The 23,104-nt window shown below is 37.1% G+C and carries 21 protein-coding genes and 1 riboswitch; of the genes, 17 read left to right on the top strand and 4 right to left on the bottom strand.

What is annotated here, in order from left to right; all coding sequences use genetic code 11:
- Positions 1-252: 252 nt before the first annotated feature.
- The 9 genes from rpoN to eno all read left to right on the top strand — a co-directional run bounded on the left by rpoN (position 253) and on the right by eno (position 10,106).
- On the top strand, positions 253-1,539 hold the full coding sequence (gene rpoN / locus D9780_RS11105; protein ID WP_121640129.1) for an RNA polymerase factor sigma-54: 1,287 nt from the start codon (positions 253-255) through the stop codon (positions 1,537-1,539).
- Positions 1,540-1,600: 61 nt separating this feature from the next.
- Positions 1,601-1,795 carry a glutaredoxin family protein gene (locus tag D9780_RS11100; RefSeq protein ID WP_240458666.1) on the top strand — a complete coding sequence of 65 codons (195 nt, stop codon included), beginning with the start codon at positions 1,601-1,603 and terminating at the stop codon, positions 1,793-1,795.
- 183 nt (positions 1,796-1,978) lie between these two features.
- Positions 1,979-2,605 (top strand): alpha/beta fold hydrolase, encoded by a 627-nt coding sequence (locus tag D9780_RS11095; RefSeq protein WP_121640127.1) that lies wholly within the window; start codon positions 1,979-1,981, stop codon positions 2,603-2,605.
- Between the two features lie 307 nt (positions 2,606-2,912).
- The gene (locus D9780_RS11090; protein WP_121640126.1) at positions 2,913-3,944 is read left to right on the top strand and encodes a sugar-binding transcriptional regulator; all 1,032 of its coding nucleotides are present in this window, start codon (positions 2,913-2,915) and stop codon (positions 3,942-3,944) included.
- A 36-nt stretch (positions 3,945-3,980) separates the two neighbouring features.
- Entirely contained in the window at positions 3,981-4,988 is a 1,008-nt protein-coding gene (gene gap, locus D9780_RS11085; RefSeq protein ID WP_073007494.1) for a type I glyceraldehyde-3-phosphate dehydrogenase, read from the top strand.
- Positions 4,989-5,286: 298 nt separating this feature from the next.
- Positions 5,287-6,468 carry a phosphoglycerate kinase gene (gene pgk / locus D9780_RS11080; RefSeq protein WP_121640125.1) on the top strand — a complete coding sequence of 394 codons (1,182 nt, stop codon included), beginning with the start codon at positions 5,287-5,289 and terminating at the stop codon, positions 6,466-6,468.
- Between the two features lie 19 nt (positions 6,469-6,487).
- Entirely contained in the window at positions 6,488-7,246 is a 759-nt protein-coding gene (gene tpiA, locus D9780_RS11075; protein ID WP_116279233.1) for a triose-phosphate isomerase, read from the top strand.
- Positions 7,243-8,781, top strand: coding sequence for a 2,3-bisphosphoglycerate-independent phosphoglycerate mutase (gene gpmI, locus D9780_RS11070; RefSeq protein ID WP_073007488.1), 1,539 nt, complete (start codon positions 7,243-7,245; stop codon positions 8,779-8,781). Before tpiA ends, gpmI begins: the two co-directional genes overlap by 4 nt.
- 38 nt (positions 8,782-8,819) lie before the next feature.
- Positions 8,820-10,106: a phosphopyruvate hydratase gene (eno, locus tag D9780_RS11065; RefSeq protein WP_073007485.1), complete on the top strand. Its 1,287-nt coding sequence runs from the start codon at positions 8,820-8,822 to the stop codon at positions 10,104-10,106.
- A gap of 762 nt (positions 10,107-10,868) precedes the next feature.
- On the opposite strand, the gene D9780_RS11060 is transcribed toward eno, so the two are convergent.
- Positions 10,869-11,165, bottom strand: coding sequence for a hypothetical protein (locus tag D9780_RS11060; RefSeq protein ID WP_073007482.1), 297 nt, complete (start codon positions 11,163-11,165; stop codon positions 10,869-10,871).
- Positions 11,166-11,369, bottom strand: coding sequence for a helix-turn-helix transcriptional regulator (locus D9780_RS11055; RefSeq protein ID WP_073007481.1), 204 nt, complete (start codon positions 11,367-11,369; stop codon positions 11,166-11,168).
- A 311-nt stretch (positions 11,370-11,680) separates the two neighbouring features.
- Positions 11,681-11,790, top strand: a riboswitch (TPP riboswitch).
- Positions 11,791-12,041: 251 nt separating this feature from the next.
- Between D9780_RS11055 and D9780_RS11050 the strand changes: the two genes are divergently transcribed.
- From D9780_RS11050 to D9780_RS11030, 5 genes are all read left to right on the top strand, one after another.
- On the top strand, positions 12,042-13,043 hold the full coding sequence (locus D9780_RS11050) for an ABC transporter substrate-binding protein (protein WP_121640124.1): 1,002 nt from the start codon (positions 12,042-12,044) through the stop codon (positions 13,041-13,043).
- A gap of 96 nt (positions 13,044-13,139) precedes the next feature.
- Positions 13,140-13,430, top strand: coding sequence for a thiamine-binding protein (locus tag D9780_RS11045; RefSeq protein WP_121640123.1), 291 nt, complete (start codon positions 13,140-13,142; stop codon positions 13,428-13,430).
- Positions 13,430-14,194 carry an ABC transporter permease gene (locus tag D9780_RS11040; RefSeq protein WP_121640122.1) on the top strand — a complete coding sequence of 255 codons (765 nt, stop codon included), beginning with the start codon at positions 13,430-13,432 and terminating at the stop codon, positions 14,192-14,194. Before D9780_RS11045 ends, D9780_RS11040 begins: the two co-directional genes overlap by 1 nt.
- 44 nt (positions 14,195-14,238) lie before the next feature.
- Positions 14,239-14,973: an ABC transporter ATP-binding protein gene (locus D9780_RS11035; protein ID WP_077705190.1), complete on the top strand. Its 735-nt coding sequence runs from the start codon at positions 14,239-14,241 to the stop codon at positions 14,971-14,973.
- A 2-nt stretch (positions 14,974-14,975) separates the two neighbouring features.
- Entirely contained in the window at positions 14,976-15,755 is a 780-nt protein-coding gene (locus tag D9780_RS11030; RefSeq protein WP_121640121.1) for a TatD family hydrolase, read from the top strand.
- A gap of 384 nt (positions 15,756-16,139) precedes the next feature.
- On the opposite strand, the gene ptsP is transcribed toward D9780_RS11030, so the two are convergent.
- Positions 16,140-17,852, bottom strand: coding sequence for a phosphoenolpyruvate--protein phosphotransferase (gene ptsP, locus D9780_RS11025; protein WP_116277978.1), 1,713 nt, complete (start codon positions 17,850-17,852; stop codon positions 16,140-16,142).
- 254 nt (positions 17,853-18,106) lie between these two features.
- The gene (locus D9780_RS11015) at positions 18,107-19,021 is read right to left on the bottom strand and encodes an alpha/beta fold hydrolase (RefSeq protein WP_121640119.1); all 915 of its coding nucleotides are present in this window, start codon (positions 19,019-19,021) and stop codon (positions 18,107-18,109) included.
- Between the two features lie 195 nt (positions 19,022-19,216).
- On the opposite strand from D9780_RS11015, the gene secG reads away from it, so the two are divergent.
- The 3 genes from secG (at position 19,217) to rnr (ending at position 23,072) form a co-directional block, all read left to right on the top strand.
- A complete protein-coding gene (gene secG, locus D9780_RS11010; protein WP_073007446.1) occupies positions 19,217-19,450 on the top strand; it encodes a preprotein translocase subunit SecG in 234 nt (77 codons plus the stop codon).
- Positions 19,451-20,105: 655 nt separating this feature from the next.
- Complete coding sequence (locus tag D9780_RS11005; protein ID WP_073007443.1) at positions 20,106-20,852, top strand: alpha/beta hydrolase; 747 nt, start codon at positions 20,106-20,108, stop codon at positions 20,850-20,852.
- A 51-nt stretch (positions 20,853-20,903) separates the two neighbouring features.
- Positions 20,904-23,072: a ribonuclease R gene (gene rnr / locus D9780_RS11000; RefSeq protein WP_121640118.1), complete on the top strand. Its 2,169-nt coding sequence runs from the start codon at positions 20,904-20,906 to the stop codon at positions 23,070-23,072.
- Positions 23,073-23,104 lie beyond the last annotated feature (32 nt).

Below are 23,104 nucleotides of genomic sequence, written 5' to 3'. Positions count from 1 at the left end.
ATCCTCCTTATGTGTAAGCTGATTATAGCATATAAGATGGTGTAGAAACACGTTAATCACTTTTAGATGGAGAATAAAAGGGAAATAATCTATAAAATATGCTTTGCTATACGATAGAAAAGGATACAATGTTGACTTCATGATAGTAAAAGAATAGATTCCACATGTGTTATAAGTTCTTTTTAAACTTCTCTAGAAGGATTTTTGTTTTTATGGCACAATAAATGAAAGGGTAAAGAAAGGGGAATGGTCATGAAATTACAACTTGTTAATGAACAAGTCTTACAGTGGAAGATGAACCAATCCTTAATGCAATCGATTCAAATATTACAACTTTCCAATACAGAACTGGTGGATTATTTAAAAGAATTGGAAAAAGAAAACCCGCTCATTGAAGAAATAAACTATGATGACCCTACTCTTCCATATGGTTCATCAACGGACGATGTTATAGCACCTGGAGAAATCAATGCAAGTGAGTTAAGCATGTACGACCATTTGAAAAAACAGTTATATATATTACATATACCTGAAAAAATGCGACCTATTGTATTATATGGTATTGATTCCATAAATGAAAACGGTTACTTGGATGTTGAGTTACAACTTTGGGCAAAGCAGTGTCATGCGACATTAGAGCAGGTAGAGCAAGCGGTAAAACTTATCCAATCACTAGAACCAGCTGGAATTGGCGCCAGAACCTTAAGCGAATGTATTATATTACAATTAAAAATTTCTGCTGCGGATAAACCATTAGTACATAATTTATTAGAAAATCATTTACAATGGGTAGCGGAAGAAGATGTAGAAGCTGTAGCCAATGAATACGGTAAAAGTGAAACATATGTAAAGGGTTTATTTGCACAAATTAAAGCATGTCACCCGAAACCAGGGCACTTACTTGATACGAAGATAGATCATTACATTATTCCAGAAGCTTCTATTTATAAAGAAAATGGGAAATGGCAATTATCTTTTTATTCGTGGAGCAAGCCAAAAATCACTTTAAATGAGGCATATTTTCATATGGAAGGGGTTGGAAAAGAAACGGAGAAATATATTAAAGAAAAACAAACGCAAATAGAAATGGTGAAAAAAGCGATTACTTATCGAGGTGATACATTAGAACGTGTTATTCAATGTATGGTTGAAAAGCAATCTCTGTATTTTGAACAGGGCACACATATGATGCAGCCATTAACATTAAAAGATATTGCAGAAGAATTGGCATTACACGTTTCCACTATAAGTAGGGCCATTGCTCATAAATATGTGCAAACACCAAATGGCATTTTACCATTAAATTTCTTTTTGCAATCTGGCGTTAAGCAAAGCAACGGCACCAAAGCTTCTGCGCTTGCAATTAAGAATATGATTGCTGACCTTATAGCGCAGGAAGATAAGTATAAGCCGCTGTCTGATGAGAAGTTACGAAAATTGATCGCTGAGAAATATACAATTCAAATTGCGAGACGTACAGTCATGAAATATAGAGAGCAACTACAAATACCATCATCTACGAAAAGAAAGGAATGTTAGTTTGGTAACGATCCATTTTTATACAAAAAAAGCTTGCCTTTTATGTAATGAAGCAAAGTTTATGTTAGAATTTTTTCAAGATGAATACGATTTCGAAATTCGAGAATGTGATATTTATACGAATGATCTTTGGTTAGAGGAATACCAGTTATTAATTCCTTGTGTAAAAGTAAATAATGCAATATTGGACGCATCCCAACTAAATTGGCAGACGCTGAAAATTCTTTTAGATCAACATGTAGGTAATAAAAAATGAGATATGCACATTATTTTTCTTGCTAGTGCTTTATGTGCTTTTTTTCAAAAATACATCAAGTATTTGATATAAGCATAAAATATTTAAACATGCTGTACGAAGAGCTTATTAGAACATTAATCATATCTGATATAAGTTACTATCCTACAGTTTTTTAAAAATAATAGCGAAAGGTTGTTGTATATGGGGCATGTTGTTCTTATTCATGGGCTTGGGCAAAGTGCATCCAGTTGGCAGGATACGATTGCTTATTTAAGCGAATATCGTAATATATATAGTCCAAACCTTTCTGCGATGCTTCAGCATAAAGAGGTCACGTATCAAAATTTGTATGATAGTTTCAATACGTACTGTGAAAATTTTGACGAACCGTTACATCTTTGTGGGCTCTCATTAGGCGGAGTATTAGCTTTAAATTATACAATTGATTATCCTGAAAAGGTAGATTCATTAGTATTAATAGCGGTGCAATATAACATGCCGAAAATGTTGTTGAAATTGCAAAATATGGTATTTAAGTTTGTTCCGAAGTCTTCCTTTCAAAATATAGGCTTTGAAAAGAAAGACTTTATTCAGCTAACAAATACAATGACTACGCTTAATTTCAGTGGAAAATTAAGTGATATTATGTGCGATACGATGGTTGTTTGTGGTAGGAAAGACCATGTAAACAAAAAAGCAGCAAAAAAATTAGCAGAATACATTTCGAATTCTGAACTTCACATGGTTGACAATGCAGGACATGAAGTAAATGAACAAGCTTCGAGAGAATTAGCGAAAATACTAAAAGCTTTTTATGAGAGAAAATAACTGACTATCTATTCATTTTTGTCAACGATTTAACAAATTACTTATTTTGGTATTAAGGTTTATCGAATTAAGAAATTGTATTATTAATATAAAGACTTGGCGATAAGCCAAGTTTTACTTCATATTTTGTCTAATTAAATTTGCTTCACATAATTTTAACATTAAATCGGTTGTGTAAATAAATAAATTTGGTATAATATACATGTAAGCAAGAAAACATAAAGCAAGGAAAAATTTTTTTTGCAGCTTCCGGGACGTATTAATTCCACCCGGGACTCCAAAAGACCAGGTGAAGGAGTCCTTCGTAATGAGAAACTTGATTCAACTACAAAAAAGGCTGCTACCTGATCTGTTGGATGTGATGCAACGACGTTATGCAATGTTACGCACGATAGATTTGTTGGAGCCAATAGGTCGCAGGGGATTAGCTGATAACACAAATGTTACCGAGAGAACTGTACGAGGAGAAATAGAACTTTTACAGGAGCAAGATTTAATTCAAATTACTGCTAAAGGTATGTTTATCACAAAAGCGGGTAAATTAATTTTGGAACAGTTAGGTACATTTATGAATGAAATCATGGACTTGCGTGCACTAGAAAACAAATTAAAAGATGCACTGTCCATTACTGACGTTATCGTTGTTCCTGGAAATAGTGATGATCATGAGTGGGTCAAGCAAGAAATGGGAAAAGCTTGTGTAGCCAGTTTGAAAAACATGGTTGGTGAACATCCGACCATTGCTGTAACTGGTGGAACGACAATGGCTGCCATTGCAGCGGCAATGACACCTTTTGAACAAAGCAATGAAGCCCTTTTTCTTCCAGCTCGAGGGGGTATTGGTGAAAAGGTAGAGAACCAAGCGAACACAATCGCAGCTGAAATGGCTCGTAAAGCTCATGGTGACTATCGGCTACTTTATGTCCCTGATCCGTTAAGTGAATCGGCTTATCAAATGATTATCCAAGAGCCAAGCGTCAAAGAAACATTGCAGCAAATAAAAACTGCAACTGTTGTAATGCATGGTATTGGTGATGCGTTAACGATGGCATACAGAAGGAAAACAAATGCAGACATTGTGGAGAAACTACGCAAACATCAAGCAGTTAGTGAAGCATTTGGTTATTATTTCGACAAAAAGGGAAATGTTGTACATAAGGTGCGTACAGTCGGAATACAACTAGAAGATTTAGGGAAAGTTCCTTTTGTTGTTACCGTTGCTGGCGGTCGCTCCAAGGCGCAAGCAATTGCTTCCTATTTCAAACGAGCAACAACAAACCTGCTCATTACAGATGAAGCAGCGGCGGAAGAGATTTTAAAGGGAATATCCACCCTTTAATATATATAATTTAATTCATTTTTAGGAGGAATTATCATGGCAGTAAAAGTAGGAATTAACGGTTTCGGTAGAATAGGACGTCTCGTATTTCGTCTAGCTCTACAAAATGAAGATGTAGAAGTAGTAGCAATCAACGACTTAACTGACGCTGAAATGCTAGCTCATCTATTAAAGTATGACTCTGTCCATGGCATGTTGAAGGAAGAAGTTTCTGTCAATGGTTCAAATATTGTTGTTGGTGGAAAAGAAATTAAAGTAATGTCTGAAAGAGATCCTGCTCAATTAGGCTGGGATAAACTTGGTGTAGAAATTGTTATGGAATCTACAGGACGTTTTACAAATAGAGAAGATGCACAAAAGCATCTTGATGCAGGTGCAAAAAAAGTTATTATTTCTGCACCTGGTAAAAACGAAGATTTAACAGTAGTAATGGGTGTTAACGATAAAGAATATGACCCAGCTAACCATCATGTTGTATCGAATGCATCTTGTACGACAAACTGCTTGGCACCGTACGCTAAAGTATTACATGACAACTTTGGTATTAAACGTGGACTAATGACTACAATCCACTCTTATACAAATGATCAGCAAATCCTTGATTTGCCACATAAAGATTATCGTCGTGCTCGTGCAGCAGCACAAAATATTATTCCAACAACAACAGGTGCTGCTAAAGCAGTAGGGAAAGTTCTTCCAGAATTAAATGGTAAACTAAATGGTGGAGCTGTGCGTGTACCTACACCAGACGGTTCTCTAGTTGACCTTGTAGCTGAATTAGATAAGAATGTAACAGCAGAAGAAATCAATGCAGCACTAAAAGAAGCTGCAGACGGTGAACTAAAAGGTGTTCTTGAATACAGTGAAGCACCACTTGTATCTACAGATATTTTAGGTAACCAGCATTCTTCCATTGTGGATGGTTTGTCTACTATTGTTCTAGAAGATAACTTAGTGAAAGTTGTTTCTTGGTACGATAACGAAATGGGCTACTCTGCTCGCTGTGTTGATTTAGCAGTATTAATGAAAAACAAAGGACTATAAGAAAAAATAGCGGGGGAGGAGCATGGTTATTCCTCCTCCGTTTTTCCTTGTAAGAAAAGATATAAAATGTTTAAGTAGTCTTCGGAGAAAGGGATCTTTGTATAGTTTATGAAGAAACTGACAAAGTTAGAACTACGCTTGACATTTTAGCGATAGCTTAAATGAAAACAAGCGATTGGTGTGCTAAGACGAAGAATGAATGAAGTAGAAATTTATTTTTTGGATAGTTCTATTTCTTTGTACCTAACAATTCGATAAAGGGATAATTACATATCCTACATTTAGGAGGCAGAAGAACATGAATAAAATGTCAGTAAAAGACCTTGATGTTAAAGGGAAAAAAGTTTTTTGCCGTGTGGATTTTAATGTACCGATGAAGGATGGAGAGGTAACAGATGATACAAGAATTAAAGCAGCTCTCCCTACCATAGAATATTTATCCAATCAAGGTGCAATTATCATTTTAGCAAGCCATCTTGGTCGTCCTAAAGGGAAGGTCGTAGAAGAACTACGTCTCGACCCTGTAGCAAAACGACTAAGTGATTTAATTGGGAAAGAAGTAGTTAAAACAGATGCCGTATATGGTGAGGAAGTGCAAGAGGCTATTTCTAAGGTAAGCGAAGGCGACATTATTTTAGTTGAAAACGTTCGTTTCGAAGCGGGCGAAGAAAAGAATGACGAAGCATTGTCTCAGGCCTTTGCTGATCTAGCAGATGTGTATGTCAATGATGCATTTGGCGCAGCTCATCGTGCCCACGCTTCCACAACTGGTGTAGCTGAAAAGCTTCCAGCTGCTGCAGGATTTTTAATGGAAAAAGAATTATCCGTTTTAGGTAAAGCATTAGAAAATCCAGAACGTCCTTTCACAGCTATCATTGGTGGTGCGAAAGTAAAAGATAAAATCGATGTTATCGATCATTTACTTGAAAAAGTTGACCATTTAATTATTGGTGGTGGCTTAGCTTATACGTTTATTAAAGCGCAAGGTTATGAAATTGGTAATTCCCTATTGGAAGAAGACAAAATTGATCTAGCCAAGCAATTTATGCAAAAAGCTAAAGACAAAGGCGTAGATTTTGTTCTTCCAGTTGACGCTGTTGTAGCTGACAAATTTGCTGAAGATGCAAATAAAAAAGAAGTGGACATTGATCAAATTCCAGCGGATTGGGAAGCATTGGATATTGGTCCTAAAACATCAGAAAAGTATGCTGAAATTGTTGCTAAATCTAAATTAATTATTTGGAATGGTCCAATGGGAGTTTTCGAAATGGAAGCTTTCGCGGATGGTACAAAGGCAGTTGCTAATGCATTAGCAAAAACAGAAGGCTATACAGTAATCGGTGGTGGCGATTCAGCTGCTGCAGTAGAAAAATTTAGTCTAAGTGATAAAATGGATCATGTATCAACTGGTGGAGGAGCTTCTTTGGAATTTATGGAAGGTAAAGTTCTTCCAGGTGTAGCTGCTTTAACTGACAAATAAATTGGTATGAGGTGAGACGATGCGCAAAAAAGTAATTGCTGGAAACTGGAAAATGAACAAGCTAGCAAGTGAAGCGAGTCAGTTTGTCGATGAGGTGAAAGTAAAACTACCTCAATCAGACAAGGTGGAGGCTATCGTTTGTTCCCCATTTCCATACTTAGCTCAGCTTGTGGAAAAAGCAAAAGGTTCGAAGTTAGCAGTTGCTGCTCAAACGATGCATTATGAAGAAAGTGGTGCATTTACAGGCGAAGTAAGTCCTGAAATGCTTGCGGACTTAGGTGTAACTTATGTTGTTTTAGGGCATTCAGAGCGTAGAGAATATTATAACGAGACAGATGAAACAGTGAATAAGAAAGTGCATGCTGCATTTAAACACGGACTAACACCAATTGTTTGTGTTGGTGAAACACTAGAACAGCGTGAAGCTAACGAAACAATGGATCATGTCGAAATGCAAGTTACAAAAGCTCTAGAAGCGCTTAGCGAAGAACAAGTTGCTAACACAATTATTGCCTATGAGCCGATTTGGGCTATTGGTACAGGAAAAACAGCAACGAGTGAACAAGCAAATGAAGTTTGTACGCATATTCGTGAAGTGGTTGCAAAACTTACTTCTAAAGAAACGGCGAGCAAAGTCATTATTCAATATGGTGGCAGTGTAAAACCTGCAAATGTTGATGAATTACTGGCTCAATCCGATATTGATGGTGCATTAGTTGGTGGAGCAAGCCTTGAACCAGCATCATTCTTGCAATTAGTGGAGGCAGGTGCCAAATGAAACAAAACAAACTAGCGGCATTAATCATCTTAGATGGTTTCGCTATTCGTGACGAAGAAAAAGGGAATGCTGTCAAACATGCGAACAAGCCTAATTTTGACCGCTATTGGAATCAATACGCCCATAATCAGCTAACAGCTTGTGGTGAAGCTGTCGGTTTACCAGAAGGGCAAATGGGTAACTCTGAAGTCGGTCACTTAAATATTGGTGCAGGGAGAATTGTGTATCAAAGTTTAACCCGTGTTAATCTATCGATTAAAGAAGGCGAATTCTTTGAAAAAGAAGCGTTCATAAAATCGATGCAACATGCGAAAAAAAATGGGAAGGCGCTACACATTTTTGGTTTGCTTTCTGATGGTGGTGTACACAGCCATATTAATCACCTGTTTGCGCTTTTGAAGCTTGCAAAAGAACAAGAACTAGAGAAAGTTTATATCCATGCATTTTTAGACGGACGAGATGTTGGTCCACAGACTGCTAAAACATATATTAAGCAAACACAAGATAAGATAGCAGAATATGGAGTTGGGCAAATTGCGACGATTTCTGGACGTTATTATTCCATGGATCGGGACAAGCGTTGGGATCGTGTGAAAAAAGCATATGACGCCATGGTGTACGGAGAAGGTCCGAAATACACGGATCCACTCGCTGTTGTGGAAGAGTCTTATGCTAGTGAAATCTATGATGAGTTCGTCATTCCATCCGTTATTACGAATGAAGCTGGTGACCCAGTTGGAACTGTGGAAGATGGAGACTCCATTATCTTTTACAACTTCCGTCCAGATCGCGCTATTCAAATCTCACGTACATTTGCCAATGAAGATTTTCATGACTTTGACCGTGGAGACAAAGTGCCGAAAAACTTAGACTTTGTGATGTTAACGAACTTTAGCGAAACAGTAAACGGCTATGTTGCCTATGAACCGGTTAATTTAGATAATACAGTTGGTGAAGTTTTAGCACAGCATGATATGAAGCAATTGCGAATCGCTGAAACGGAGAAATACCCACATGTTACGTATTTCATGAGTGGGGGACGTGAAGCGGAATTTCCAGGTGAAAAAAGAATTTTAATTAATTCACCAAAAGTAGCGACATACGATTTAAAACCAGAAATGAGTGCTTACGAAGTGACGGACGCGTTATTAGAAGAACTCGAAACTGGTGACCGTAATGCGATTATTTTAAATTTCGCCAATCCAGATATGGTAGGACACTCTGGAAAATTAGAGCCAACTGTTAAAGCTATCGAAACCGTTGACGAGTGCCTCGGAAAAATTGTTGATAAGATTATTGAACTTGGCGGACACGCTATTATTACAGCTGACCACGGTAATTCGGATGAAGTCATTACACCAGACGGAAAGCCAATGACTGCTCATACAACGAATCCGGTTCCTGTTATCGTTACAAAAGAGGGGATCAGCTTACGTGAAGGCGGAATTTTAGCAGACTTAGCCCCAACCTTACTTGATTTATTAGATATTGAAAAGCCAAAAGAAATGACTGGCGAATCATTAATAAAATACTAAAACTAACAAACGTTTTGAAAAAAAAGGAGACGATTTGAATGCCATATATTACAGATGTTTACGCACGCGAAGTTTTAGATTCTCGCGGTAATCCAACCGTTGAAGTAGAAGTATTTACAGAATCAGGTGCTTTTGGTTCTGCATTAGTTCCTAGCGGAGCTTCTACAGGAGAATATGAAGCAGTAGAATTACGTGATGGCGATAAAAGCCGCTATCTAGGTAAAGGTGTCTTAAAAGCAGTGCAAAATGTGAATGAAGTAATTGCACCTGAACTATTAGGAATTGATGTAACGCGTCAAAATATTATCGATGCACTAATGATTGACTTAGATGGCACTGATAATAAAGGAAAATTAGGTGCAAATGCTATTCTAGGTGTTTCCATGGCTGTTGCACACGCTGCAGCAAGCTATTTAGAAGTACCACTTTACAACTATCTTGGTGGATTCAATGCCAAAACATTACCGACACCAATGATGAACATTTTAAATGGTGGGGAACATGCAGACAACAACGTAGATATTCAGGAATTTATGGTTATGCCAGTAGGAGCAGAAACGTTCCAAGAAGCACTTCGTACGGGCGCAGAGATTTTCCACTCCTTGAAAAATGTATTGAAATCAAAAGGTTACAACACTTCTGTAGGAGATGAAGGTGGTTTTGCACCTAACCTTGGCTCTAACGAAGAAGCATTACAAACGATTGTAGAAGCTATCGAAGCAGCTGGCTATAAGCCTGGTGAAGAAGTGAAATTAGCAATGGACGTAGCCGCTTCTGAAATTTACGAAGATGGCAAATACAACTTAAAAGGCGAAGGTGTTGTACGTACTTCTGCAGAAATGGTTGATTGGTATGAAGATATGATTAGTAAATATCCAATCGTTTCTATTGAAGATGGTCTAGATGAAAATGATTGGGATGGTTTCAAACTTCTAACAGATCGTCTAGGCAAAAAAGTACAACTAGTTGGAGATGACTTGTTCGTAACCAATACAGAAAAATTAGCTAGAGGTATTGAGCAAGGAATTGGTAACTCCATCCTTATTAAAGTGAACCAAATCGGTACTTTAACGGAAACATTTGAAGCTATCGAAATGGCAAAACGCGCTGGTTACACAGCTGTTATCTCTCACCGTTCTGGTGAAACAGAAGATGCTACCATTGCAGACATTGCTGTAGCAACAAATGCTGGCCAAATTAAAACAGGTGCTCCATCACGTACCGATCGTGTAGCTAAATACAATCAATTACTACGTATTGAAGATGAATTAGCTGGCATGGGCGAATACGCTGGAAAAACAGCATTTTACAACTTGAATAAATAACAAATAGTTAACGGCCTCCCTGTTCGTGTAATAGCGAATAGGGAGGTTTTTAATTGGCTTTTCACCCGCAACTTTAAGATAAACGAGGTTATATATTACTTTGTAGTGAAGGATTGGGAAGCTTTTCATGCTATCCAAACTAGCTTTCAGAAAATGCTTAAGATTCTATGGCTATAGTATAAAAAATACAATGATTTTCGTTATAGAGACTTGTTGGTAAGTCAAGTTTTTCCTTCTTTCCGCTGCGTTACTACATGAAGGTCAGGTATGGCTCTTCCAGCCAAACATCTATAAAGGTTTTTGGCTTTATTATGGTTTGTGCTTTAATTAGTGCAGTCATCTATTTCATATTGTTTAGGATCTGGAGCCTATCTGAAAATAATGGAGGGAATAGAGAAATAGCGTAAATGAAAAATTGGTGTAAAAGAGGTAGTAATTGTATAGGGTGACGTTTAGAAACCGAGAAAGCTAATTACAAATAAAGAATATTTATGGTAGTCCTGAATGCTAGTAAATATTATAATCTTGCAAAAAGTACCGAGAAAGGTATGTAAATAAAAAAATAGTAATGAAGAAATAGCTAAAAGATTTATGTGAACAGCTTCTTGATAGCGATTACAAGAAGGTAGTCGAGCAGCTTTAATTATCATCATTAATATGTAATTGTATTGTCTAAATCTAGCTTAAGTATAAACACGTTGCTAGTTTTTTCTCGAGAATGAAATCAGCTTAGAGCATGTTCTTTGTTGTGCTATCTACTTTTCAAATTTCTTTCTTCCTAATAATAGCTAAATACACGGATGATATAACACCTTGTAACAAAAATATCGCTAAGACATAAAAAGGGAAAAATTCTAACTCCATGATGTTAAAAATAGCTGTCAAGAACATACCTAGAAAAATTCCACCAGTTAAAAAGTTATATGATAGTGACTTAACTCTTAATAAAATAAGTCGACCTCTTTCATCTCTCGATTCAACTGATTTTTCAAAGTTTGATTTGTAAAGTTCTGAAACAATAATAATTACTAAAAAAATCATCACTAAGGTTGTAGACATTTAAATTTCCTCCTTGTAATTAAAAACTTCTGTAATTGGTTTACCTAAAGCTTTTGATACTTTAAATGCTAAAATGAGTGAAGGGTTATACTTTTTATTTTCCATAGCTGTAACTGTTTGGCGGCTTATACCTACTTCTTCAGCTAGTCTTTGTTGTGTCCATTTCTTTTCTGCCCTACATACTGCTATTCTATTGCTAAGCATGATGACCACCTTCTTTAGTCGTAATTATTAAAGGAACTTAAAGATATATTAAAAATATTACTTAGTAAAGTATTATATTCATAATGTAAAATATTATATTCTTTATGTCAAGTTTTTTATTCAATAAACATTCATTTTCCGAAGTTTATGTATTTATTATTTGTTACAGTTATTGGATATGTTTAATAAAAACATTTGGAAACAAGACATAGTTAATGCTATTTCCTTGCACAAAAAGACCTATTAAAACTTGCTAAATCCCTTCAAATATGGCATAGTTACTTATGGAAAGACAACTATTTAATAGCATACAAGCGTTGTAGGGGGACCAGTGTTGCTGGTTGAGATTGTATCCTTAAGATACGGACTCTTAGAACCTGATCTGGGTAAAACCAGCGTAGGGAACATGTCGATAAGAAAGTATCATTTGCATGTGCAAAAAGCCCTAGGTGTACGTAATCGCCTAAGGCTTTTTTTAAACTCATGCGTGCTTTTCAAAATGATAAACATCCAATATCAACAAAAAACCTAAGAGAGAATGGATTGTTGCTAGACTTCCCAATCAGGTTATTTATCCATCAATGAAGGGGAAAGCTAAGTCGATCGTGAAATAAAGTTTTCCTTATTCTCTGCACCTTACATAGCTGTAGTTATACTGGAGGAGGAGACAGATTGAAAAAATTTATTATGCTTAGTTTGCTCATTGTTTTACTAACAGCATGCAATGCAAATGACAGTGAGCAAGGTAAAGAAGAAAAATCAGCAGATAAAGCACGAAAAGAAGTTTCTGTAGTGCTTGATTGGACGCCAAATACGAATCATACAGGACTCTATGTAGCGAAGGAAAAAGGCTACTTTGAAGAGCAAGGATTGGATGTTGATATTAAGATGCCAGGAGAAGCAGGTGCTGATCAATTAGTGGCTTCTGGTAAGGCTGATTTTGGTGTAAGTTACCAAGAAGGGATTACGGAAGCAAGAGTACAAGATATCCCTATTGTATCAATTGCAGCAGTTATTCAGCATAATACGTCTGGATTTGCCTCGCCAAAGGAAAAAGATATTACAGAGCCTAAAGACTTCGAAGGAAAAACGTATGGCGGCTGGGGTGCCCCCCTTGAAAAAGCAGTAATTAGCTCGTTGATGAAGCAAGATGATGCTGACGTTGAGAAAGTGGACATTGTTAATATGGGCGATACCGATTTCTTTACTGCGGTAGAACGTGATATTGATTTTGCTTGGATATTTTATGGTTGGACAGGCATTGAAGCGGAACTTCGAAATGAAGAGATCAATATGGTTTATCTTACTGATTATACGGAAAAATTAGATTACTATACGCCAGTATTGGCAACCAATGAAACGATGATAGAAGAAGACCCAGATACGATTAAGCAATTTTTAGCTGCTGTAACAAAAGGGTATGAACTAGCAATTGAAAACCCTGATGAAGCGGCCGAGATTTTAATTCAAGCCGAGCCTGATTTGGACGCAGACTTAGTAAAAGCAAGTCAAAAATGGTTAGCGGATAAGTATCAAGATGATGCAGCTAGATGGGGCGAACAAAAATTAGAAGTATGGGAAAATTATTCGACCTGGATGTATGACAATGATTTACTGGATAAGCCTCTGGATAGCGAAAAAGCGTTTACGAATGAATTTTTACCAAACAATTAAGCAAGAGCAAGGATTCGTTAAACAATAAATGAGCAAACGTCACATTATTTTGTGGCGAACACTTAGATTCAAAACAGAAGTAACGGAGGAGACGTCATGGCTAATGCACTTGTAAGTGTACAAATTATACCAAAAACGAAAAACGGGGAAGATGTAATTCCTTATGTAGATGAAGCGATTGCAATTATTGATGCTTCTGGGGTTCCTTATCATGTAAGCCCTTTGGAAACGACGATGGAAGGGGAAATATCCAACTTGCTTGAGATTGTGGAGAAAATGAACCAGCGGATGGAAGAATTAGGTTGTCCAAGCGTTATTTCGCAAGTGAAGATATTTTTCCAGCCATCAGGGGCTTCGATGGATACGTTAACGGAGAAATATCGGTAATGGATAGGAATGTATTGAGAAGAGGATGGCGGCCAGCTTTGGTCCTCATCCTCTTGATTATCATTTGGGAGACAGCAAGTAAGCTATTTGAGGTTCCGGAGTGGATCTTGCCTCCTCCTACATCTATTGGGCAAGAAACCATCATTGGCTGGAGCGATTACAATCATCATCTCTGGGCAACCATTCAACTATCTGTGATAGGATTTGTTATTGGCAGTAGTGTTGGAATCCTAGTTGCTATTTGTTTACATTTAGTGCCAGTTTTACGAGAGGCGATCTATCCATTATTAATAATTTCACAAAATATCCCAATCATTATTTTAGCTCCATTACTCGTTGTTTGGTTCGGCTTTGGCATATTACCTAAATTAATTGTGATTACACTCGTCTGTTTTTTTCCAATCACCATAGCTACTTTGGGTGGGTTTCGACAAACAAGTCGTGAATTACATCATTATATGCTAATGGCTGGTGCCAATAAACGGCAAATCTTCTTCAAATTAGAATGGCCACATGCTTTACCATCCCTATTCAGTGGCTTGAAAATCGCAGCTACTTATAGTGTAATGGGGGCAGTTATTTCCGAATGGCTTGGTGCGAGTAAGGGAATTGGTTATTATATGACACTTGCTTCCTCATCGTTTCGAACGGATCGCGTATTTGTTGCGATTTTGTTTATTGTCACGTTAAGTTTACTGTTTTTTGGACTGCTTTCTTTTGTAGAACGAAAAGTGGTAAAAGCGCCTGCTCAAGAAGATGAATAATAACGCTATAGTTTTTCATTGCGATATGGAAGAAGGAGAATGAAATGGGGAAATTAGACGTACAAAATGTAAGTAAATCGTTTGGTAATCAGCAAGTGTTACAGCAACTTTCTTTTTCGGTTCAAGATGGTGAGTTTGTGTCTATATTAGGTCCATCAGGGAGCGGGAAGAGTACATTATTTAATATAATTGGTGGCATTACCGCTCCAGATACAGGTGCTATTTATTTAAATGGACAGGATATTTCGGGATTACGTGGAAATATTAGCTATATGCCACAGAACGCTTCGCTTTTTCCATGGCGAACAGTTTTACAAAATGTTTTGCTTGGGGAAGAAATTGTTCTTGGCAAGACAGATGAAGAAGAAGCACGGGAAATGATTGCCAAAGCTGGGTTACAAGGTTACGAGCAAGCATACCCGCATGAATTGTCAGGAGGCATGAAACAGCGTGTTTCTTTTCTTCGTAGTATGAAGAGTCCACAATCGATGATTTGTTTAGATGAACCTTTTTCTGCTTTGGATGAATTTACGAGAGCGGAAATGCAAAAGTGGTTACTATCTATATGGGAAAAACATCGAAGATCCATTTTGTTTGTTACCCATAATATTGAAGAAGCATTATTTTTATCCGATCGAATTCTTGTATTGTCAAATAAACCAGCAAGGATTCAAAGGGAGCTTGTTATCCCCTTTGAGAGACCACGTGAAGAGGAACTTGTGTTAAGCAAATCTTTTTTAGATTATAAAAAACAGCTTTATTATGAATTGAGGGAGTAAGCATGAATGTAGCTATTATCGATGCACATATCCATCTAGACATGTATAAACAAAAGGAACGACAACAAATCCTCCAGCAAACAGAGCGAACGGAACTAGAAGCAATGGTTAGTGTGTCCTATGACTTACCATCTTGCAAAGTAAATCTTGATTTACAAAGACAATATGAAGTGGTGAAGCCTGCGTTTGGTTTTCATCCTGAGCAAGCCCTTCCAACAGAGGAAGAACTGGCAGATTTATTGCTGTATATCGAAAAGCACCATCATGAAGCGGTCGCTATTGGTGAGGTTGGTTTACCATATTATAAACGGCGAGAAGATCCAGAATTAAAATTAGAAGCTTATATCAAAGTCCTAGAGGCATTTATAAAGATAGCCAAGCGACTTGACCTACCAATTAGTTTGCATGCCGTTTATGAAGATGCAGATGTCGTATGTGATCTATTAGAGAAGCATTCTATTCAAAAAGCACATTTTCATTGGTTCAAAGGCAGTAAACGGACCGTAGAACGGATGATAGAAAATGAATATTTAATATCGATTACGCCAGATGTTTGCTATGAACAAGAGATCCAACAGCTTGTACGAAGGTACCCCTTAACGCATATGATGGTGGAAACAGATGGGCCGTGGCCTTTTGAAGGGCCGTTCGCAGGCGAAATGACAGAACCGAGTATGATTCATCGAGCAGTACATAAAATGTCACAACTGAAAGCAGCACCATTAGAAGTTGTATATAAGCAATTATACGCGAATGCAAGTTATTTTTTCTCGCTGTTTTAAACAAAACAATTTTTTTGAATGAGAAAAAACAGACTAATAAGATCTTAGATCACATAAAATATCTTCCTAATTCCCAACGTAAAGGAATAGTCGTTAGTTATAAGCACCTAGAATGAGGCGGGGAAAATGTAATAACATCGGTCCTACTAAAAATTTTTCTTCACTTAGGGGAGAAGAGCGGATGAAAAGTGCTACGTAGGCTGTTAGCATGAATAATACAAGATGCGAATCGTGTTTCTTAAGTTAACCCTATACTACTGTAGACCTGCAGGGAGAGGGAATGAAGAAAAACGAAAACGCATATGCAATTGTACGATGACAAAAGACATATTAAAATAGTAGAATAAAACCGCAAAACGAAAGCGTCCTGCGGTTTTATCTAACTTATTCTGTTTTTTCTTTAATAAATTGGACCACTTCTTCAGCAGTGCTCATAGAAAGAAGTTCGTCCTTGTAGGATGCTAACTTTCCTTTATCTAGGTCACGTATTTGTGTACGTGCAGGTAAAATAGATGTAGCGCTCATACTGAATTCATCTAAGCCAAGACCGAGTAGAATAGGGATCGCAATAGCATCTCCTGCCATTTCTCCACACATGCCTACCCATTTATCTTCACTGTGAGCAGCTTCAATAACATTGTTTACCAAATTTAAAATGGCTGGGTGGTATGGTTGGTATAAGTAGGAAACTTGTTCGTTCATTCTGTCTGCGGCCATCGTATATTGGATCAGGTCGTTTGTACCGATACTGAAGAAGTCTACCTCTTTTGCAAATTGTTTTGCAATAACCGCAGTTGAAGGGATTTCTACCATAATCCCTATTTCAATATGATCAGATACTTCTTTTCCTTCTTTTAAAAGAGCCTCTTTTTCATCCATTAGAATGGCTTTTGCTTGGCGAAACTCTTCCAACGTAGCGATCATTGGGAACATAATTTTTAGATTTCCATAAACACTAGCCCGTAGTAATGCACGTAATTGTGGTCGGAACACATGCTCATTATCTAGGCAAAAACGAATGGCACGGAAACCTAGAAATGGATTTAATTCTTTAGGAAGATCTAAGTAATTTAACTCTTTGTCCCCACCAATGTCTAAAGTACGAACAACAACAGGTTTTCCTTCCATTTGCTCAAGCACGGATTTATATGCCGTGAACTGTTCTTCTTCTGTTGGGAGCTGACTCTTACCCATATATAAAAACTCTGTACGGTATAAGCCGACACCTTCCCCGCCATTGTCTAAAACGCCTAGTACGTCATCTGGTGTACCAATATTTGCTGCTAGTTCTACTTGTTCGCCATCAGCAGCTAATGTAGGTTCGTTTTTTAGTTTTGCCCATTCTTGTTTTTGCTTGGCAAATTCTTCTTGCTTTTTCTCATAAGTTGCGACTATTTCTTCCGTTGGGTTAACAATTACAACCCCTTCATTACCATCAACGATAATTAAATCATCTTTTTGGATGGTGTTTGTCACTTCTTTTGTACCAACAACTGCTGGGATCTCAAGCGATCTTGCCATAATAGCTGAGTGCGATGTACGGCCACCAATATCTGTCGCAAAACCTTTAACGAAATCTCTGTTTAATTGCGCAGTATCGGATGGTGTTAAGTCTTTTGCGATTACAATTACTTCTTCATCAATCAATGCAGGGTCTGGGAAAGTGACCCCTAATAGATGGGCTTTAACACGTTTCGTTACATCATATATATCTGCTGCTCTTTCTCGCATATAATCATTGTCCATATTTTTGAACATGTCGATAAACATGGTAGCAACTTCATCTAGCGCAGCTTCTGCGTTTACATTTTCTTCATTCATTTTATTCTTCATAGGATTAATCAATTCAGGGTCACTAAGTACTAACAAATGAGCAGAAAAAATTTCCGCATGTTCATCACCAATATTTTCTTTCGTATGAGCTTTAATTTGCTCTAATTCTTGCTTGGAAATCTCAAGTGCTTTGTCAAGTCGTTCTATTTCCACTTGTGGGGTAGCTGTCGTGATTTTTTCAAATGATAAGTCTGGAGTTTCTAATAGGTATGCTTTGGCAATAGCGATACCTGAAGATGCAGCAATTCCTTGAATGTTAGCCATAATCATTTTCCAACCTTTCTTTGTATCAATCATATCTATTTTAACTGCTTGTGTAGGAACGTACAAGCAATTAAAAGAGATTTTAAAAACTTTGTCGAAAACAAGCGCAAAAAGTAGTGAATTATGTGTATTATTTCCACACCATGTATTTTTATCCAGTCTAATTAAGATACATGACAATGTTCAGGAGTGTAAACAAAGTGAGTTTAAAGGCTATAAAAGTGTTCATGAGCAAAACTTTTATAAATAACGTTTTAAGCAATCGCTTTCTTCGTCCACTGCATAATCATTTCATATACTTCCTGTTTATTCCATTCATGAATTAGCTCATGTCTCGCGTTAGCAAACAGCATTGTTACAATCTGAGTTAAACCGCAATTGGTATAAAATTCAGCTGTCTTCCAAACACCTTTTGCGTAATTTCCAACTGGATCATGATCGCCGCTAATCAATAGTACTGGTAGATCGCGTCGTATTTGTAGATAACTGTTCGGGTTATGAATACTTCGCAAACCGGTAAATAAATCGTAAAAAAATTGTCCGGTTGGAATAAATCCAGTGTACGGATCTTTGATATACTCCTCAATTGCTTCTGTTGACCGTGTTAACCATTCAAATCCAGTAGGAGCGTGACCTACTTTTTTATTAAACGAACCAAAGACAAGCTTATTCATCCAAACGGCTTTTTCTTTCGGCGGAAGGAGAGATGCTAGACGTTGACCGGCTATTAATTGAGTTGTAGGATAATATCCAGTTCCAGAAAGGATAGCTCCAGAAATGGAATTACTATAAGACTGGATATAAGAACGGACAAAAAAAGATCCCATGCTATGTCCGAATAAGAATAAAGGTAATGATGGGTGAGCAGTCTGAATAAGTTCCGATACTTGGCGCAGATCATGAACCGCTTTGTAAAAGCCATCTGTTTCAGCGAAATAACCAAGCATACCTTGTTTTTCACCAGTTTTTCCGTGTCCCCTATGATCATTTCCATAAACGATAAACCCTTGAGACGTTAAATAAGTAGCAAAATCATGATATCTTTCTATATGCTCCATCATGCCATGAGCAATTTGAATAACCCCTTTCGCAGAAAAAGCGGGCTCCCATTTTTTTATAAATACGTTTGTATGATCATCAGTTTGGTACCAAAAAGTTTGCTGTTTCATAAGACATCAGCCTCCATTTCTTATTTCCTATCATAATTGTAGATTTCTTTTTCGTCTACTTAAAAAGGCTTGCTATAGTTCCTATAACTGTGCTAAAGTTATACGTAAGTCTACGTATGCTCTAAAAGCATACTTGTAAATTCGGGAAAAGTGTACGACGTGGTTGCTTATCTGTTACAGGAGGTATAATGAGTTATGCTTGGAATAGTTAATGTATTGTTAGTTATTGACGGACTTATAATGATTATATTAGTTCTACTACAATCTGGAAAAAGTGAAGGTTTATCAGGTGCTATTTCTGGAGGTGCTGAGCAGTTGTTCGGTAAACAGAAGGCAAGGGGAATTGATCTTGTATTACATCGAGGAACAATTGTCACAGCGGTCATTTTCTTTGTATTAGCATTTTTAAGTGCCTATGTATTACAATAAATGATATTTTAGACCCTTACCGCTTCTAACCTGGCAGGTAAGGGTTTTATTCTATTATTAGAAAGTCTTATGGCTCATGTTGCGAAATTTATTGTTTTCATAATAGATGGTGGTTCGAAATGCGAACCATGCTGGTTTCTTGTGTTTTTCAGAAAAATGAAGTCTTCCTATCGTCATAAAGACGCTGGCGATAGTCGAGTTTTACTGAAAAGTAAGAAAGTATAGAATGAAGAATTAACCGAGTAACCACGTCTAGTTCAAGCGCTCAGCAACTAGGCAACTTCACGAATCTCCCTAAGCTGAGTTATCATCGGTTTGTTACCCAAGGTGATTCCTTTATCTCGGTTGATTTGTTCCACTCGCTATGTTGCTAACCTTGCACCTTTGTTCCACTATAGGGAAGCATAAAAATTATTATTAATTATAGTATAAGGCTTCCGCTATGAGACTTGGCGGCAAGCCAATTTTTTCTAATAAAAGGCAGAAGTTTTGTTAAAAGGGTTCTAATTTGATTAAAATAAAATATGCAGTTCTCGTTGATGAAATAGTATATGAAACTGCAAGGTTACTAAAAAGGGGTAACTTGTTTCAATAAGGAGTTTACAATAAACGAAAATAGGTAATTGTAATAAAGCAGGAAAAGGAGTTATCAATCATGAAAATAAAACAACCTCAACCTTTTACTTTTGAAGCAGGGCCACGCGCCGTATTATTATTACATGGATTTACTGGACATTCTGCAGACGTCCGTATGTTAGGGCGATATTTAGAAAAACGCGGGTATACTAGTCATGCACCTATCTACAGAGGGCATGGATTACCGCCAGAAGACTTAATTCAATCGACACCAGACGAGTGGTGGGAGGATGTGTTAGAAGCATACCAGCATTTAAAAGATTTGGGGTATAGAGAAATTGCTGTTTCTGGCTTATCATTAGGTGGGGTACTAGGCTTGAAATTAGCATACACAGAACAAACAAAGGCTGTTATTCCAATGTGTTCACCTATGTTTTTTGATAATGAAACGCAATTAACAAAAGGGTTTCGACTATTTGCCAAAGAATATAAACAGCTGGAACGTAAAGATGATCATGTGATAGAACAAGAATTAGATACGTTATTAACAAATTCTAAACCGCTATTTAAACAATTAGGTGCATTTATTACTGAAGTAAAAAATGAAGTAGATACGATTTATACGCCAACAATGGTCGTTCAAGCTAGAAAGGATCAAATGATTAATACGGACAGTGCAAACTATATTTATGAAAATGTAGAAGCAGAGCATAAAACGATCAAGTGGTATGAAGAGTCAGGACACGTTATTACAATGGGAAAAGAAAAAGAGCAAGTTTTTGAGGATATTTATCAGTTTCTCGAAACTTTAAACTGGGAACAATGATTATAATAACAGTCAAATGAGAATAATAAATAGAAAGAGGGTGAAGAAACAATGAAAGAAAAAATTCAACAATATTTTAAAGAAAATGGTACAAAGCCTTTAACAGTCCATGAAATAGAAGAAGCGCTAGAGATTGAAGATGCAACAGAATTTAAAGAGCTCGTCAAAGCATTAAATGCGTTAGAGGAATCTGGGGAGCTCGTACGAACAAGAAAAAACAGATTTGGATTACCTGAAAAGATGAACCTTGTCCGTGGTAGAATTCAAATGCATGCCAAAGGGTTTGCTTTTTTAATCCCAGATGATGAATCACGCGATGATGTTTATATCCATTATTCTGATCTTGGCTCTGCTATGAACGGGGATAAAGTGCTTGTCCGTATTGAGAAAAGAAGTGATTCTGGAAATCGCTCGGAAGGAACTGTCATTCGGATTTTAGAAAGAGCGACATTACAAGTTGTCGGTACATTTGAAAATAATCGTTCGTTTGGCTTTGTTATTGCAGATGATAAGCGTATTCCTAATGATATTTTTATCCCTAAGGATAGTACGAATGGTGCTGTTAGCGGACATAAAGTAATTGCGCATATTACGAAATATCCAGAAGGAAGGAAAAGTGCGGAAGGGGAAATTATTCATATTTTAGGACATAAAAATGACCCTGGCATTGATATTATGTCCATTATTCATAAGCATGGCATTAAAGTAGACTTTCCTGAAGAAGTGTTAGAGCAAGCAGCGAATATACCTGAAACGATTACGAAAGAGGAAATGGAAGGACGTAAGGATCTTCGTGAGGAAACCATTGTAACCATTGACGGTGCAGATGCAAAAGATTTAGATGATGCTGTATCTGTAAAGCAATTAGACAATGGTAACTATCTTCTCGGAGTATATATTGCTGATGTGAGCCATTATATTGATCAAGGGAGTCCTATGGATGAAGAAGCCTTTGAAAGAGGTACTAGTGTTTACTTAGTTGATCGCGTCATTCCGATGATTCCACACCGTTTATCTAACGGAATTTGCTCACTGAACCCTAAAGTGGATAGATTGACATTGGGTTGCGAAATGGAAATAGATACTTCTGGCAACGTTGTAAAACATGAAATTTTCCCAAGCGTTATTCGAACAAACGAGCGGATGACCTATCATGATGTGAATCAAATCTTGGTAGAAAAAGATAGTTCTTTACAAGAACGATATCAAGATCTTATACCTATGTTTGAAAATATGGAAGCATTAGCTGCTATTTTGCGAAGAAAGCGAATGAATCGAGGTGCGATTGATTTTGACTTCAAAGAAGCAAAAGTAGTAGTAGATGAAAATGGAAAGCCACAGGATGTTGTGTTACGAGAGCGTTCTGTTGCAGAGCGACTGATAGAAGAATTTATGTTAGCGGCAAATGAAACGGTAGCAGAGCATTTCCATTGGATGGACGTGCCGTTTATTCATCGTATTCACCAAGACCCAGATCCTGATAAATTACAAACGTTTTTTGAATTTTTAGCGGGTCTTGGTTACGTGGTCAAAGGTATGAATAATGAAATTCATCCACAAGCGCTTCAAAAGGTGTTGGAAGAGGTAAAAGGAAAGCCAGAAGAAATGATCGTTTCGAAATTAATGCTTCGGTCGATGCAACAAGCAAAATATGACCCACAAAGTATTGGGCATTTCGGTTTAGCGACATCTTTTTATACACATTTTACTTCTCCAATTCGTCGTTATCCAGATCTAATGGTACACCGCTTGATTCGTACTTATCTAATTGATAAAAAGATGGATCAGCGAACATTGCAGAAGTGGAAAGACGAACTTCCAGAAATCGCTAGACAAACTTCTGCTGCTGAACGGCGAGCGGTCGACGCTGAACGGGAAACAGATGACTTGAAGAAGGCAGAATTTATGCAGGATAAAATTGGTGAAGAATATACTGGGGTAATTAGTTCCATTACGAATTTTGGTTTATTTGTGGAATTAGAGAATACAGTAGAAGGCTTGGTACATGTTAGTTATTTAACGGATGATTATTATCATTATGATCAGCGGAGTCAAGCAATGATTGGAGAAAGAACAGCTAAAGTGTACCGTATTGGAGAAGAAGTGCAAGTAAAAGTAGCAAGTGTTAACATTGATGAACGCACGGTTGATTTTTCCATTGTATACGATGAAGAAACGAAACCAAAGAAAAAAATCAAAGCGAAACGAATAAAGAAATAATTTACAGCCGCTGTTCTATATGGATGGCGGTT

The sequence above is a fragment of the Virgibacillus sp. Bac330 genome (assembly GCF_003667845.1).
GTDB lineage: Bacteria > Bacillota > Bacilli > Bacillales > Amphibacillaceae > Virgibacillus > Virgibacillus chiguensis.
The sequence above is the reverse complement of the archived record's forward strand: the minus strand, read 5'-3'. Positions and strand labels throughout refer to the sequence as shown.